The sequence below is a fragment of the Paraburkholderia sp. BR14312 genome, from assembly GCF_040948675.1.
Classification (GTDB): Bacteria; Pseudomonadota; Gammaproteobacteria; order Burkholderiales; family Burkholderiaceae; genus Paraburkholderia; species Paraburkholderia nodosa_A.
This window is the reverse complement of sequence record NZ_JBFPKI010000004.1, coordinates 328398-343314: the sequence shown is the minus strand read 5'-3', so window position 1 is coordinate 343314 and position 14917 is coordinate 328398. Positions and strand designations below refer to the sequence as shown.

At 66.6% G+C, this 14917-nt stretch carries 15 protein-coding genes; 7 read left to right on the top strand and 8 right to left on the bottom strand.

Features of this window, described 5'->3' with window-relative positions; all coding sequences use genetic code 11:
- Window positions 1-47 precede the first annotated feature (47 nt).
- The gene (gene thiD / locus AB3X98_RS13660; RefSeq protein WP_342945846.1) at window positions 48-854 is read left to right on the top strand and encodes a bifunctional hydroxymethylpyrimidine kinase/phosphomethylpyrimidine kinase; all 807 of its coding nucleotides are present in this window, start codon (window positions 48-50) and stop codon (window positions 852-854) included.
- Window positions 855-870: 16 nt separating this feature from the next.
- Here thiD and AB3X98_RS13655 read toward each other — a convergent pair whose 3' ends face one another.
- From AB3X98_RS13655 to tsaB, 4 genes are all read right to left on the bottom strand, one after another.
- Window positions 871-1830: a DUF1853 family protein gene (locus AB3X98_RS13655; protein WP_069265599.1), complete on the bottom strand. Its 960-nt coding sequence runs from the start codon at window positions 1828-1830 to the stop codon at window positions 871-873.
- A gap of 83 nt (window positions 1831-1913) precedes the next feature.
- On the bottom strand, window positions 1914-2900 hold the full coding sequence (locus tag AB3X98_RS13650; RefSeq protein ID WP_368605058.1) for a uracil-DNA glycosylase family protein: 987 nt from the start codon (window positions 2898-2900) through the stop codon (window positions 1914-1916).
- Window positions 2887-3381 (bottom strand): ribosomal protein S18-alanine N-acetyltransferase, encoded by a 495-nt coding sequence (gene rimI / locus AB3X98_RS13645; protein ID WP_069265597.1) that lies wholly within the window; start codon window positions 3379-3381, stop codon window positions 2887-2889. The genes AB3X98_RS13650 and rimI overlap by 14 nt, the downstream gene beginning before the upstream one ends.
- Entirely contained in the window at window positions 3378-4187 is an 810-nt protein-coding gene (gene tsaB / locus AB3X98_RS13640) for a tRNA (adenosine(37)-N6)-threonylcarbamoyltransferase complex dimerization subunit type 1 TsaB (RefSeq protein WP_368605057.1), read from the bottom strand. Before tsaB ends, rimI begins: the two co-directional genes overlap by 4 nt.
- Before the next feature lie 196 nt (window positions 4188-4383).
- On the opposite strand from tsaB, the gene AB3X98_RS13635 reads away from it, so the two are divergent.
- The 3 genes from AB3X98_RS13635 to aceA all read left to right on the top strand — a co-directional run bounded on the left by AB3X98_RS13635 (window position 4384) and on the right by aceA (window position 8496).
- Window positions 4384-4653 carry an acyl-CoA-binding protein gene (locus AB3X98_RS13635; protein ID WP_028204087.1) on the top strand — a complete coding sequence of 90 codons (270 nt, stop codon included), beginning with the start codon at window positions 4384-4386 and terminating at the stop codon, window positions 4651-4653.
- A 412-nt stretch (window positions 4654-5065) separates the two neighbouring features.
- Window positions 5066-6778 carry a DEAD/DEAH box helicase gene (locus AB3X98_RS13630; RefSeq protein WP_368605056.1) on the top strand — a complete coding sequence of 571 codons (1713 nt, stop codon included), beginning with the start codon at window positions 5066-5068 and terminating at the stop codon, window positions 6776-6778.
- Between the two features lie 410 nt (window positions 6779-7188).
- Window positions 7189-8496, top strand: coding sequence for an isocitrate lyase (aceA, locus tag AB3X98_RS13625; RefSeq protein WP_342945852.1), 1308 nt, complete (start codon window positions 7189-7191; stop codon window positions 8494-8496).
- Window positions 8497-8740: 244 nt separating this feature from the next.
- Here the strand turns inward: aceA and AB3X98_RS13620 are convergent, their stop codons facing one another.
- Together AB3X98_RS13620 and AB3X98_RS13615 are read right to left on the bottom strand one after the other, a co-directional pair.
- The gene (locus tag AB3X98_RS13620) at window positions 8741-9175 is read right to left on the bottom strand and encodes a universal stress protein (protein ID WP_069265593.1); all 435 of its coding nucleotides are present in this window, start codon (window positions 9173-9175) and stop codon (window positions 8741-8743) included.
- Window positions 9176-9367: 192 nt separating this feature from the next.
- Window positions 9368-10270: a LysR family transcriptional regulator gene (locus tag AB3X98_RS13615; protein ID WP_069265592.1), complete on the bottom strand. Its 903-nt coding sequence runs from the start codon at window positions 10268-10270 to the stop codon at window positions 9368-9370.
- A 165-nt stretch (window positions 10271-10435) separates the two neighbouring features.
- On the opposite strand from AB3X98_RS13615, the gene AB3X98_RS13610 reads away from it, so the two are divergent.
- Both AB3X98_RS13610 and aceB read left to right on the top strand, forming a co-directional pair.
- Window positions 10436-11209: a haloacid dehalogenase type II gene (locus AB3X98_RS13610; protein ID WP_368605055.1), complete on the top strand. Its 774-nt coding sequence runs from the start codon at window positions 10436-10438 to the stop codon at window positions 11207-11209.
- 68 nt (window positions 11210-11277) lie between these two features.
- Complete coding sequence (gene aceB / locus AB3X98_RS13605; protein WP_368605054.1) at window positions 11278-12870, top strand: malate synthase A; 1593 nt, start codon at window positions 11278-11280, stop codon at window positions 12868-12870.
- 94 nt (window positions 12871-12964) lie between these two features.
- Here aceB and AB3X98_RS13600 read toward each other — a convergent pair whose 3' ends face one another.
- A complete protein-coding gene (locus AB3X98_RS13600) occupies window positions 12965-13372 on the bottom strand; it encodes a gamma-glutamylcyclotransferase (RefSeq protein ID WP_069265589.1) in 408 nt (135 codons plus the stop codon).
- A gap of 153 nt (window positions 13373-13525) precedes the next feature.
- Here AB3X98_RS13600 and AB3X98_RS13595 point away from each other — a divergent pair, with 153 nt between their 5' ends.
- Complete coding sequence (locus tag AB3X98_RS13595; RefSeq protein ID WP_368605053.1) at window positions 13526-14419, top strand: helix-turn-helix domain-containing protein; 894 nt, start codon at window positions 13526-13528, stop codon at window positions 14417-14419.
- Between the two features lie 18 nt (window positions 14420-14437).
- Here AB3X98_RS13595 and AB3X98_RS13590 read toward each other — a convergent pair whose 3' ends face one another.
- Window positions 14438-14902 (bottom strand): GNAT family N-acetyltransferase, encoded by a 465-nt coding sequence (locus AB3X98_RS13590; RefSeq protein WP_028204095.1) that lies wholly within the window; start codon window positions 14900-14902, stop codon window positions 14438-14440.
- Window positions 14903-14917 lie beyond the last annotated feature (15 nt).

Genomic DNA, 14917 nt, shown 5'->3' with positions numbered 1-14917 from the left:
GCACGTCTTGTCGACCCGGCCGCGCGCGACGCGCACCTGACGCTGCCATGACTTCACCGATTTCCAACGTTCTCACGATCGCCGGCTCCGACTCGGGCGGCGGTGCGGGCATTCAGGCCGACCTCAAGGCGTTCTCCGCGCTCGGCGCGTACGGCGCGAGCGTCATCACGGCGCTCACCGCGCAGAACACGCGTGGCGTCACCGCGATCCACGCGCCCGACGCGGGCTTCGTCACCGCGCAGCTCGACGCCGTGTTCGACGACATCCGCATCGACGCCGTGAAGATCGGCATGCTCGCCAACGCGCAGATCGTGCGCGCCGTCGCCGACGCGCTGCGCCGCCATCAGCCGCCGCGCGTCGTGCTCGACACCGTGATGATCTCGAAGAGCAATCACGCCCTGCTCGCGCCCGAAGCCGTCGCTGCGCTGCGCGAGGAGCTGCTGCCACTAGCGGGCGTCGTCACGCCGAATCTGCCGGAGGCCGCGGCGCTGCTCGGCGTGCCGCCCGCCGCAGACGAAGCCGCGATGGTCGAGCAAGGCGAAGCGCTGCGCGCGCTCGGGGCGCAGGCGGTGCTCATGAAAGGCGGGCATCTGGGCAGCGCGGACAGCCCCGATTGGCTCATCGAAGCCGGCGGCACGCTGCGCCTGGGCGGCCCGCGCGTGCCGGTCACGAATACGCACGGCACGGGCTGCACGCTCTCGTCTGCGATTGCCGCACTGTGGCCGCAGCGCGGGACGCTCGCAACGGCCATTGGCGAAGCCAAGCAGTATCTGACGGCGGCGCTCGAGGCCAGTGAGCGGCTCGACGTCGGTCATGGCGTCGGACCCGTGCATCACTTCTGGCGCTGGTGGTGAGCGTGCTTGCGCGCGCTTATTGACGTGCAAATGCCGCGGCGCGCGCAGGCCAGTCGTCGGGAACGATGAAGCCGCGCGACTGTTCGCGGTAGCCGCCTGCGCTGTCGGGCGTGAATGCCGCAATCAGCGCGGGCTCGTCTGGCCGGGCTAACGCATCGAGTAACGCGTTGGGGTCGACGCAGGGCGCGTCCGCCAGCCTGCGCGGCGCGAGCCATGCGAGCCTCGGCAGGACGCTCCAGCCATCGGCGGCCTGTTGCCCGGCGAACGCCGGCCAGTCCGAGCACGTCACCCACCAGCCACGCCCATGATCTGCGGTCAGCTCGGGGGCGTCCTCCACCCGTGACGGCGCCCCCTCTCCCGCCCGGTAGAAGAGCCAGCCTTTCACGAACATCTGCGCGAGCCAATGGCCTTCGTAGCCCAGCGAAGCGAATTCTTCGTGTGCGCTCAAACGCAGTTGACGGTCGCGCAGATGCGTCAGTTTCAGATCAAAGCGATCGCGCAGATTCGGCCCGACGAATTCGGCGAGCGACGCACGTGCGTCATCGCCCGGTCCTGCGTGCAGGTAGCACTTCACCGCCAGCTCCCAATGCAGACGTTCGCCGGCCCGCGTGCGCACGAGAAAATCGCACTCGCCGAGCGTGAGCCCCGCACGGCGCAGCGGCACGTTCTGCGCGACGAGCTGCGCCGCCGGTCCATGCGCGAGAAACCATCCCAGCAGATTTTCGGCATAGCGGCCGAGGCGGTGCGTCGGCGCGGCCATGAGCGCTTCATGCAGCCGCGCCGGATCGCGATCGAGTTGCGCGAGCCAGTCGCGTGTGGCGCGCGCTTCATCGGCATCGGCGCACCATTGCGCCAATGGAGCTAGCGGTGGTTGCGCACGCAACAGATCCGCGCTGAAAAGCAGCCACGCGAGATCGCGCACGGCCGGATCGGCGAGGCGATCGAGTATGTCGCGGTTCGCGCCGCTACCAGGCACACGCTGAGACCCAGCATCGTCTTGCGGCCCGCCGTCGCCCCCGGCACATTGGGCGCCGGATACGTTCGCGGGCCGCGCAGCGTTCATTGCTCGCCGCCGGACGCCGCACGCCAGGTGTCGCGGGCGAGACAGAGGTCGGTCCAGGCCTTCGCCTTGTCGTGCAGGCTGCGCAGCAAATAAGCGGGGTGATAGGTGACGATGACGGGCACGCCCTCGTATTCGTGGACGCGTCCGCGCAGCGACGCGATGCTGCCATCGGTCTTGAGCAGGCTTTGCGCCGCGAAACGCCCGAGCGCGACGATGATCTTCGGCTTCACGAGCGCCACCTGCCGCTGCAGATACGGCTCGCAGCGCGCGACCTCGTCGGGTTCCGGATTGCGGTTGCCAGGCGGGCGGCACTTGATGACGTTCGCGATATAGACGTTCTCGCCACGGGCGAGCGAGAGCGCGCGCAGCATGTTGTCGAGCAGCTTGCCGGCCTGGCCGACGAAGGGCTCGCCCTGGCGGTCTTCGTTCTCGCCGGGCGCCTCGCCGATCAGCATCCAGTCGGCCTCGCGATCGCCTACGCCGAACACGGTGTTGGTGCGCTTCTCGCACAGGCGGCAGCGCGTGCACGAGGCCACGCATTCGGCGAGCGCGTCCCAGTCGAGCGTCGCGACATCGTTGCGCGGTGCGCCGTCAGCCTGCGCCGGCTCGGCGTCGTGAGGCAGAACCGGCTGGGCCACTGTGTCGAACCAGGCGAAATCTTCGTCGGTGAGGGGCGGCGGTTCGTCCGATGAACGCGGTGCGGGCGTCGATGGCGAAGCAGCGCGCGCAACGGGCTGCGGTGCTTGCGAGCGCTCCGCGGCGGCCGGGTGTATTTCGGACGGCTCCGCCGCAGCGACCGGACGATGCACGACCGGCACCACCGGCGCCGCCGGCGCCTCGGCTTGCGCGCGTGTCACCGCGGACGACGGCGCAGCGGCCTCATCTTCGCGCACTGCTTCGAGCGGCGCGGCACCCCGCGCCCCTTTGCGCACCCAGCGCGGCGCGAGCCCAAGCTCCTCCAGCGCGATCTCATCGAGCGACATCCGCGCCCTCCCCTGCAAAAGAAAAACGCATCACGAGTGCGTCCTCGCGGCTGTGATGCCGGGCCGGATAGTAGTTCTTGCGGCGGCCGATCGTGACGAAGCCGAACTGTTCGTACAGCCGGATTGCCCGGTGATTCGAAGGCCGGACTTCGAGCAGCAGGCCTTCGAGCCCCTGCGTGCGCGCAATGCGCACCGCCTCGCGCAGCATGGCGAGCCCCGCGCCCGCGCCCTGCGCCTGAGGCGCGACACACAGATTCAGCAGATGCATCTCGTCGACCACGGGCATCAGCACGCAATAACCGATCAGCGTGCCGGTGACGTGGCGCATGCACAGCCCGTAGTAGCCATTGCGCAGCGAATCCTCGAAGTTGCCGCGCGACCACGGAAACTCATAGGCGGAACGCTCGACGATCGCGACTTCGTCCAGGTCGCTTTCGGTCATCGGCGACAGGTAGCGGTCGGTCATGAGCACGCCGCTCATTGCGCGCCCTCTCCGCCTGCGCCACCGTGAGCGGCAGCCTTCGCGGCCAGGCGCTCGGCCGTGGTCTGCGCGACCTTGTTGCGCACGTATTCGGGCGCAGCCTGGTCGGCGGGTTGCGTGCGGCCCGCGCGATACGCGCGCAACGCCGCGTGCGCCAGCGGCAGCGCGTGCGGGAGCGCCTCGGCGTCGATCGTGCGCGCTGCGGCGGCGGCCGTCAGGCGCGCGCCGAACGCTGCGGCGGCGTTGCCCGCCAGCGTGAACGGCGCCTCGGGCGCGGCGATATGCTCCGGCGAGTCGAGCGATGCGGCCTGCAGCGTGCGCCAGTCGCCGGCTGCGGCATCCCACGCGTAGTCGGCCCAGTAGGCTTCGTCCATGCGCGCGTCGAGCGCGGCCAGCACGCGGGTCGCGGCAGGATCGCGCAGCCTCGCGCTCTCCGCACACACGAGCAGCGTGCCCACGGGCACCACCGGGATATCGAGGCCGAACGCAAGCCCTTGTGCCACGCCCGTCGCCGTGCGCAGCCCCGTGAAGGAGCCCGGGCCCGCGCCGAACGCGATCGCGTCGCAGTCGGCGAGCGTGAGGCCGGCTTCGTCGAACAATTCGCCAATGGCCGGCAGGAGCCGCGTGCTGGAGACGGCACCGGTGGCTTCGTGGCGCACCCAGACGCTGACTTCCGAGCGCGACGCGGTAGCAGCCTCGCCGCCGGTAGAGGGAGAAAGATCTGCGCCGCCAGGGGCGACGCGAAGCAGCGCGACCGAGCAATATTCGGTCGAAGTATCGAGGGCAAGCAGCACGGTTTCGGTCATGAGCGCTATTGTAATGCCCCGCCCTCCGCGCTGGCCCAGGGCTCTCGCCAACCGGCGGATGCACAAGCATCAGGCGTCATGGCCTCCTCTGGCCCACCCGTGCCCGGCACGAGTGGAGGAATCGCTCCAGCTTTTCCGGGGTTTGCGCTGCTACCATCGGCGCGCTGACCTGAACCACTATGCGGAGGAAACAATCATGAGCGACGTGAACACTCAGTTCGCCCAAGCCCAGCAAGACGTGCAGCAACTGCCGGAGCGCCCCGGCAATCTGACGCTGCTGCGCCTCTATGCACTCTTCAAGCAGGCCACCGAAGGCGACGTGCACGGCGACAAGCCCGGCTTCACCGATATCGTCGGCAAGTACAAGTACGAAGCGTGGGCCGCGCTGCAAGGCACCGCGCAGGAAACGGCCAGGCAGCAATACGTAGAATTGGTTGAATCGCTCAAGAGCGGCGCCACGAGCTGAACGCGCGCAACTGACAAGGCGCGCGTGACGAGTTGAGGCGCCCCGCCCACTGCGTCACACCGCCGCACCCGTGCCCTCGCGGTGCGTCGCTCTGGCGCGTCGCAACAAAACGAGATATACTGCGCGCTGCGTTGTGCTCCGGTCGCTCGTTCGATCAGCACAACGCCTCGTAGCGTTAAGCTCCAATCCAGTTTAGAACCTGTCCCCCCCTGCCATGGCCCTTTTTTTGGGGCCGTCAATATCAGGCTGGCGGCTGGCCAATCCCGGCCTGAGCCGCACCCAAAACAGCTTCTAACGAAAAATCCGCCATTGTGTGCGGATTGCCCCCGTTTTTCGATTTGTTCGCAAAATCCGACGACTTGGGTATGCCGATTGGCGCCGACGTTCTATTTCCTGTGTAACAAGGATTTTCATGACTTCGAGCAATACCCAAAGCCCCCTGGACGCAATCGCCGATCAGGCCCTCGGTCTTTCCGCCGCCGCCGACGCTTCCGTTGAAGCCCCCGCGCAGGCCGCCGATGTGACCGACGGTGCGGCGTTCGCGGCACTCGGTCTGTCGCCGGAGATCGTCTCCGCGCTGATCGCAGCGGGCTACAAGGCTCCGACGCCGGTGCAGGAACGCGCCATTCCTGTCGCCATCGCCGGACGCGACCTGCTGGTCTCGAGCCCGACCGGTTCGGGCAAGACCGCAGCCTTCATGCTGCCCGCCATCGAGCGCTTCGCGCAGATCCAGAAGGCCCTGGCCGCCCAGCCGCGCGAGCCGCGCCCGCAAGGCGCGAACGGCCCGCAAGGCGATCGCCGCCAGCGCCGTCCGCAACCGGTGGCACGCCCCGGTCTCCTCGTCCTCACGCCCACGCGTGAACTCGCGATGCAGGTGACCACGGCTGCTTCGACGTACGGCAAGCACCTGCGCCGCCTGCGCACGGTCAGCATTCTCGGCGGCGTGGCTTACGGCCAGCAGCTGATGCTGCTCGCAAAGAACCCCGAGATTCTCGTGGCGACCCCGGGCCGTCTGCTCGATCACCTCGAGCGCGGCCGCATCGACTTGTCCGAACTCAAGATGCTCGTGCTCGACGAAGCCGACCGCATGCTCGACATGGGCTTCATCGACGACATCGACACGATCGTCGCCGCAACGCCCGAAACGCGTCAGACGATGCTGTTCTCGGCCACGCTCGACGGCAAGATCGCTTCGATCACCGGCCGCCTGCTGAAGGACCCGGAGCGCATCGAGATCGTGCGCAAGGTCGAGGCAGCCTCGAACATCGCGCAAACCGTGCACTACGTGGACGACCGCGATCACAAGGATCGTCTGCTCGACCATCTGCTGCGCGACGAGAGCCTCGACCAGGCTGTCGTGTTCACGGCGACCAAGATGGACGCTGACCAGCTCGCCGGCAAGCTCGCCGACGCTGGCTTCGAAAGCGCCGCGCTGCACGGCGACCTGCCGCAAGGCGCGCGTAACCGCACGATCCGCGCGCTGCGCGAGCGTCGCGTGCGCGTGCTCGTCGCGACCGACGTCGCGGCGCGCGGTATCGACATCCCCGGCATCACGCACGTGTTCAACTACGACCTGCCGAAGTTCGCCGAAGACTACGTGCACCGTATCGGCCGTACCGGCCGTGCCGGCCGCTCGGGCACCGCGGTGAGCCTCGTGCATCACGCCGAGCAAGGCGCCCTCAAGCGTATCGAGCGCTTCGTGCGTTCGCCGCTGCCGGTGAACGTCGTGGAAGGCTTCGAGCCGCGCAAGGCGCCGCCGGCCAACCGTGGCTTTGGCGGCCGCGGTCGCCCGGGTGGCGGCAATGGCGGTGGCCGTCGCTTCGGCAACGGTAACGGCAAGCCGGGTGGCTACGGCGCCCGTGCCGGCAATGGCGGCAACGGCGGCGAGCGCAACGGCAACAGCTGGGGCAACAAGCCGGAAGGCTCGCGCGGCGGCTACGGTGCCCGCGAAGGCGGCTACAACTCGGGTTCGCGTGAAGGCGGCTTCGGCGGCGGCTCGCGCGGCGAAGGTAACCGAGGCGGCTACGGCCAGCAACGCGAAGGCTACGGCCGCTCGCGCGAAGGCGGTGGCGGTTACGGCGCGCGCCGTAACGACGGCCCGCGTGGCGCGCGTCGCGACAGCTAAATCGCCTGAAACGGCGTGGCGCGGCCTTCGAGCCGCCCCGCCGCCACAGCGAAATACCCAGGACCGGTGCTTAGGCACCGGTCTTTTTTTATCTTCGCGTAGATTTCATGATGTGAAAAATTTTTTTGCTTCGTAAAAAATCGTGCTGCGTGGCACAAAGGGACCCATTGCAAGATGGAAAATTATGTTTCACATCACAAAACGAATTGCATAACACATTGATTTTGTTTAAATAAAAAACCTTCAAAAAGCCCATTGCCCGCCTGTTGCCCGTCAATCGATTTGCCTAGACTCTTATATAAGAGTTCGCGAAACGAAACACCAGAACACCGGCGCTTGCGTTTCGCGATTCAGCGGTTCAGCAGTTTCGTTTCAGCGATCCCCTTATCAGGCAAACGAAGGAGCCCACCATGTCGACTCGTCAACAGCAAGCTCAGCAACTCCAACAGCAATGGGAAACCGATCCGCGCTGGAAGGGCATCAAGCGCAACTACACGGCGGAAGACGTGGTGCGCCTGCGCGGCTCGCTCCAGCCGGAGCACACGCTCGCGAAGCACGGCGCCGAAAAGCTCTGGAAAGGCGTGAACACCGAGCCGTTCATCAACGCACTGGGCGCGCTCACGGGCAACCAGGCCATGCAGCAAGTGAAGGCCGGTCTCAAGGCGATCTATCTCTCGGGCTGGCAGGTCGCGGGCGACGCCAACCTCGCCGGCGAAATGTACCCGGACCAGTCGCTCTACCCGGCCAACTCGGTGCCGCAGGTGGTCAAGCGCATCAACAACACGCTCACGCGCGCCGACCAGATCCAGTGGTCCGAAGGCAAGAATCCCGGCGACGAAGGCTACGTGGATTACTTCCAGCCGATCGTGGCCGACGCAGAAGCCGGCTTCGGCGGCGTGCTCAACGCGTTCGAACTGATGAAGGCGATGATCGAAGCGGGCGCCGCGGGCGTGCACTTCGAAGACCAGCTCGCCTCGGTGAAGAAGTGCGGCCACATGGGCGGCAAGGTGCTCGTGCCGACGCGCGAGAACGTCGCGAAGCTCACGGCCGCGCGTCTGGCCGCCGACGTCTGCGGCGTGCCGACCGTGCTGCTCGCCCGCACCGACGCGGAAGCCGCCGACCTCGTGACCTCGGACATCGACGATAACGACCGCCCGTTCCTCACCGGCGAGCGCACCGTCGAAGGCTTCTTCCGCACGAAGAACGGCCTCGAGCAGGCCATCTCGCGCGGTCTCGCCTACGCGCCGTACGCCGACATGATCTGGTGCGAAACGGGCAAGCCGGATCTGGAGTTCGCGAAGAAGTTCGCGGAAGCGATCCACAAGCAGTTCCCGGGCAAGCTGCTCTCGTACAACTGCTCGCCGTCGTTCAACTGGAAGAAGAACCTCGACGACGCGACGATCGCCCGCTTCCAGCGCGAGCTGGGCGCCATGGGCTACAAATTCCAGTTCATCACGCTCGCGGGCTTCCACTCGCTCAACTACTCGATGTTCAACCTTGCGCACGGCTACGCACGCCAGAACATGAGCGCGTTCGTGGAACTCCAGCAGGCGGAGTTCGCCGCCGCCGAGAAGGGCTTCACCGCCGTGAAGCATCAGCGCGAAGTGGGCACCGGCTACTTCGACGCCGTGACGCAGACGGTCGAGCGCGAAGCGTCGACCACGGCGCTGCACGGCTCGACGGAAGACGAACAGTTCTTCGACAAGAAGGTGGCGTAAGACCACCGGCAGCAACGGCGGCACGAGCCGCCGCGCTCGAACAGGCGGCCGGCACGCGTACCTTGGCGGGGCGCGCCGGCCGCCTGGCGACGCGGCACGAGCGCATGCCGCAGGGCGTTCAGGGAGGAAGCGGTCGAGGACACCGGCCGCGCGTGCTGGACAGAATCCGGCCCGTGGCTCGCTCAGCCAACGCAGCGGGCGAGCATGGCCTCGTGCTTCATCGCGAAACCTGGAAAAGCGCCAGCTAGCGATAAACGATCACCGGAATCTTCGTATGCGTAAGCACGCGCTGCGTCTCGCTGCCGATCAGCAGGCTGCCCAGCCCGCGACGCCCGTGCGAGGCCATGAAGATGACATCGCAGCCGCCCGCTTCGGCGGCTTCGATGATGCCGAGATACGGCGAGGGATGCACGCTCGTGCGGCTGTCGCAGACCACGCCCGCGCTACGCGCCGCCGCCTCGATTTCGTCCAGATGCACTCGCGCCTCTCGCTCACTGCGCGTCTGGAAGTCACCGGGCGGTTCGATCACCACGTCGGCGTAAGGCGAGTACGGATATTGCGGCAGGCATGCGTAGGCCGTGACGCGCGCGCCCACTGTGCGCGCGAGATCGATCGCGCCGTTGATCGCTTTCTTCGACAGTTCCGAGCCGTCCGTCGGAACGAGGATGTGCTTGAACATGGCGCCCTCCGTGGTCTATCGGATTACGGGCAAGGCTAGAATCAAAGTCAAGGTTCGAAACGGGGGGCAAAGACTCAGCAGGCGTCTCGCGCGGGCGAGCGCCTGGGCCCTCAGGGTCGATTGTAGTGCGCGATAAATCGCTGCAAGCCATGCGTGCGGGTCATCCCGGATATCGGAAACGCGCACTGCGCCCTATCCCCAGTAACCGGGTTGACCGTAGGTATGCTTGAGATAGTCGAGAAAGAGGCGCACGCGCAGCGGCAGATGGCGGCGCTGCGGAAACACGGCGTGAATGCCGATGGGCGGCGCGGCGAATGCGTCGAGCACGCTCACGAGCCGGCCCGCCGCGATGTCCTCGCCGACTTCCCACCACGAGCGCCACGCCAGACCGTGGCCCGCGAGACACCACTCATGCAGCACGGCGCCGTCCGAGCATTCCATCGTGCCCGCCACGCGGATCGACACCACTTTGCCGTCCTGCTGGAACGCCCAGCCGCGCTGCTGGTTCAGGCTCGCGCCGAAAGCGAGACAGTTATGGCGCGCGAGGTCGGCGGGCGTTTCGGGCTCGCCGCGGCGCGACAGATACGCGGGCGCCGCCACGCACACGCGGCGGTTCTCGCCGAGCTTGAGCGACACGAGAGACGAATCGGGCAATTCGCCGAGGCGCACGGCGCAGTCGAAACCTTCGTTGACGAGATCGACGAGCCGGTCCGAAAGATCGAGCGCGATGCTCACGTCCGGATGCGCAACCGTGAAATCGGGCACGAGCGGCGCGACATGGCGACGCCCAAAACCAGCCGGCGCGGACACGCGCAGGTGCCCGCTCGCCTTCACGCCGCCCTCGGACACACTCGCCTCGGCGTTCTGCATGTCGTGAATGATGCGCTGGCAGTCCTCGAGAAACGCCGATCCTTCGAACGTGAGCGTAATGCGCCGCGTGGTGCGCACGAGCAGTTTCACGCCGAGGCGCTCTTCCAGCGCATCGATGCGCCGGCCGATGATGGCGGGCGCCACGCCCTCGGCCTGGGCGGCGGCGGACAGGCTACCCTTGGCGGCCACGGTGACGAAAGTCTCGATCTGTTTGAAGCGGTCCATCGGTGGAGGCTGCGCGCACTGGGCGACAGAAACAGTGGAAAAGAGAAGGCAGGTCGACAGATTAGGTGGGTAAAAGTAAAAGATCAAGTGATCAATCCCGTCTTTTTCAGTGATACGACTCATGAATACAATCGACCTCGACCTCTGAAGATGGAGTGCAAGGCTATGTCGGCCACAACGACACCCTCAACGACACGATTTCCCAAGGCAGTTGTTTTCGACGCGTACGGCACGCTTTTCGACGTGCATTCGGTCGTCGCTGCCGCCGAGCAGATGTTCCCCGGCCAGGGCGAGGCGCTCTCGCAGCTGTGGCGCCTGAAGCAGATCGAGTACACGCAGTTGCGCACGCTCTCCGACCCGGCCGGCGCGCGCTATCGCCCGTTCTGGGACATCACGCTCGACGCCCTGCGCTACGCCGCGCGCCGCCTGAACCTGTCGCTCACGGGCGCGGGCGAAAAGCGTCTCATGGACGAATACGCCTGCCTGTCGGCTTTCCCCGACGTGCTGCCCGTGCTGCGCCGCCTGCGTGAGCCACGCGAAGACGGCACGCGCATGGGCCTGGCGATCCTCTCGAATGGCAACCCGCAGATGCTCGACATCGCGGTGAAGAGCGCCGGCATGAGCGGCCTCTTCGACCACGTGCTGTCGGTCGATGCCGTGCGCGCCTACAAGCCGGCCGCCGCCGCGTATGCGCTCGGCTCGGCCGCCTTCGACGCCGCGCCACGCGACCTCGTGTTCGTGTCGTCGAACGGCTGGGACGCCGCGGGCGCCGGCTGGTTCGGCTACACCACGTTCTGGATCAATCGCCAGCGCTTGCCCGCCGAAGAGCTCGGCGTGGCGCCGCATGGCACCGGCAGCGGCATGACAGAACTCGCCGCCTTTCTCGAAACCGCTGCGCCCGAGCCGCAAAGCCGCCCTCGCCCCAGCCCGGGCGCGTGACAGACACGCCGCTCGCCGCAGCCACAACAACCACACATTCACAATCTGACCGACCAAGGAGCAAGCAAATGGCGAACACGTTGCAACTGCCGCAAGGCATGCAGATCACGGCTGACATCCGGCCCGGCTTCGAAACGATCCTCACGCCCGAAGCGCTCGAACTCGTCGCGAAGCTGCACCGCGCATTCGAGCCGCGCCGCCAGGAACTGCTGAAGGCACGCGTCGAGCGCACCAAGCGCCTCGACGCCGGCGAGCGCCCCGACTTTCTTGCCGACACGAAATCGATCCGCGAAGGCGACTGGAAGATCGCGGCGCTGCCGAAGGATCTCGAATGCCGCCGCGTGGAAATCACGGGCCCGGTCGAGCGCAAGATGATCATCAACGCGCTGAACTCGGGCGCCGACTCGTACATGACTGACTTCGAGGACTCGAACGCGCCGAACTGGGAAAACCAGATCGTCGGCCAGCTCAACCTGAAGGACGCAGTGCGCCGCACGATTTCGCTCGAACAGAACGGCAAGACCTACCAGCTCAACGACAAGACCGCCACGCTGATCGTGCGTCCGCGCGGCTGGCACCTCGACGAGAAGCACGTGACGGTGGACGGTCAGCGTGTGTCGGGCGGCATCTTCGACTTCGCGCTCTATCTCTTCCACAACGCGAAGGAACTGATTTCGCGCGGCAGCGGCCCGTACTTCTATCTGCCGAAGATGGAAAGCCACCTCGAAGCGCGTCTGTGGAACGACATCTTCGTCGCGGCGCAGGAAGGTGTGGGCATCCCGCGCGGCACGATCCGGGCGACGGTGCTGGTCGAGACGATCCTCGCCGCGTTCGAGATGGACGAAATCCTCTATGAACTGCGCGAGCACAGCTCGGGCCTGAACGCCGGCCGCTGGGACTACATCTTCTCGGCGATCAAGAAGTTCAAGAACGACAAGGACTTCTGTCTTGCCGACCGCGCGCAGATCACGATGACTGTGCCGTTCATGCGCGCCTACGCGCTCGAACTGCTCAAGACCTGCCATAAGCGCAACGCACCGGCGATCGGCGGCATGAGCGCACTCATCCCGATCAAGAACGACGCGGCCGCCAACGACAAGGCCATGGGCGGCGTGCGTTCGGACAAGGCGCGTGACGCGACCGATGGCTACGACGGCGGCTGGGTTGCGCACCCGGGCCTCGTGCCCATCGCGATGGAAGAGTTCGTGAAGGTGCTCGGCGACAAGCCGAACCAGATCGGCAAGCAGCGCGCGGACGTGAACGTCACGGGCAAGGATCTGCTCGACTTCCGTCCGGAAGCGCCGATCACCGAGACGGGCCTGCGCAACAACATCAACGTGGGCATCCACTACCTCGGCTCGTGGCTCGCGGGCAATGGCTGCGTGCCGATCCACAACCTGATGGAAGACGCCGCGACCGCCGAAATCTCGCGCTCGCAGGTGTGGCAGTGGATCCGCTCGCCCAAGGGCAAGCTCGAAGACGGCCGCAAGGTCACGGCCGAACTCGTGCGCGAACTGATCCCGCAGGAGCTGGACAAGGTGAAGGCGTCGGTCGGCGGCGACACGAAGCCGTATGAGCGCGCAGCGCAGATCTTCGAACAGATGTCGACGTCGGAAAGCTTCGTCGAGTTCCTGACGCTGCCGCTGTACGAAGAGATCTAATCGTTCGGTACGTCTAACGAATCGCCGACGAATAAGGCCCGGCGGGTGTGAGCCCGCCGGGCCTTGGTGTTTTCACGCGCCGCGTCTTGAGTTGTCAGCGCCCGCGCCGATGCGCGACCCAGTCGCCGCCTGCGATCTCGGGGCGTCCGGCAATGGCGGCCGACGCGACCGGATAGTAGAGGCAAGCGATGCGTTCGCCCTGCACCTCGATATCCACTTCCTGCGAAACGAACAAGTTGTCGACGCCCGGATACACCTGCTCGATTTCGTCGAGCACGGCGAGGAGCGCGTCGTCAATCTCGTAGACGTCGCCGACGACCGTCGATTGCGCATTCGCCGACCCGGCCACCATCCCGGGATAACTGCCGAAGTCGAAGAGCCGGCCGGCGAGCGTGGCGAGACCGAGGTGACGCGGGCGCGCGATCGCGTTGCGATCGGCCGCGAGGTTGATGTCGTTGATCTCGCCCGCGCGCAGCGTGCCGTAGACGAACACGTATTTCATGGCTTTTCTCTCCTTCAGGGCGGCTCGCGCCACACGAGCACGCTGTCGATTCGTCCACATTATGCCCGGCCGCGAATGGCGTGCGGTCAAGGCCCTCGAGCGCGAGACGTCTACAATGGGCGCACAGTTGCCAAACCCGTCGCCCTGCCCGTCATGCCCGAGGATCTGCCCCGCTTCGCATCCAGCGATGCACGCAACGATTCGCTGCCGCGCGCCGAACTCGTCGATATCCCGCCCGAGTTCGCGCCGACGCCCACGCATCCGATCCGCGTACGCTCGCGTCCCATGCCGTCGGGTGTGTGCATCGCGCAGCACACGCATGCGTGGGCGCAGCTTGCCTACTCGTCGCGCGGCGTGCTGCGTATGGCGACGCCCGGCACGACGTGGATGGTGCCGCCCTCGCGCGCGATCTGGGTGCCGCCTCACATCACACACGAAGTGGCGATCGTCGAGGACGCGTTCCTGCGCACGCTCTACGTAGACGAATCGGTGATTCCGCCCGGCCTCGACGCGTGTCGCGTGGTCGAAGTCTCAGGCCTGCTGCGCGAGACGATCGCAGCACTCGACGAGCGCGGCATTCCCACCGCGCGTGAGCGCCTGCTCGGCGCGCTGGCGCTCGACGAGATCACGCGCTCGGCGCCGCTGCCGCTCGACGTGCCGATGCCCGACGAAAAGCGCCTGCGCGCGTTATGCGAAGCGCTGATCGCCGATCCGGCGGGACCCGGCTCGCTCGAATACTGGGCCGCACACGTGGGCGCGAGCACGCGCACGATCGCGCGGCTCTTCCGGCAGGAACTGGGGGTGAGCTTTTCGCAGTGGCGCCAGCAGGCGATTCTCGCGCGCGCGATCCCGCTGCTCAATCAGGGACGCCCGATGGCCGTCGTGGCGCAGGAACTCGGCTACCGGAGCCAGAGTGCGTTTTCGGCGATGTTTCGCCGTGCCTTCGGCGAGAGCCCGCGCGCCTTCATCGCGCGCGGCACGGGTGACCGCGATGCGGACGAACCGGAAGATTCCGTGGCCGCCGGGCGCGACGACGACACGCGTTAAGTGGGAAAGCGGCCAGGCTCAGACGAGCCGCGTCATATGGCGAATCGAGCCCAGGCGCGCAAGCCTCGGACCCGCCACGCGATAACCCATGCGCAAGTAAAGTCGCGCGGCCGGATTGTCGACGAACACGCGCAGTTGCAGCTCGCGCAGGCCGCGCTCGCGGGCCCACTGGTGCGAGATATCGAGCAGGAACGTGCCGGCGCCATTGCCGCGATACCCCTGGGCGATCTGCACATCGCGAATGTGCAGCGAGTCGCCCTCCTGCGTCACGCGCAGCACGCCAATCGCCTCGCCATCGAGTTCGAGAATGAAGTTCTCCGACTCGCGATAGCTCGCCAGAAAGAGATCGCCGCGCCAGACGAGGTGATGCCGCAGATAGTAGCCACCCATGTTATTGCGCGTGAGCGTCTCCGCGAACTCGAAATCGTCCATGGTGGCGCGGCGCAGCTGAAACGGCGACGGGATGTCGTTCGGTGCGAACATGTCGGCAAGCGAGGA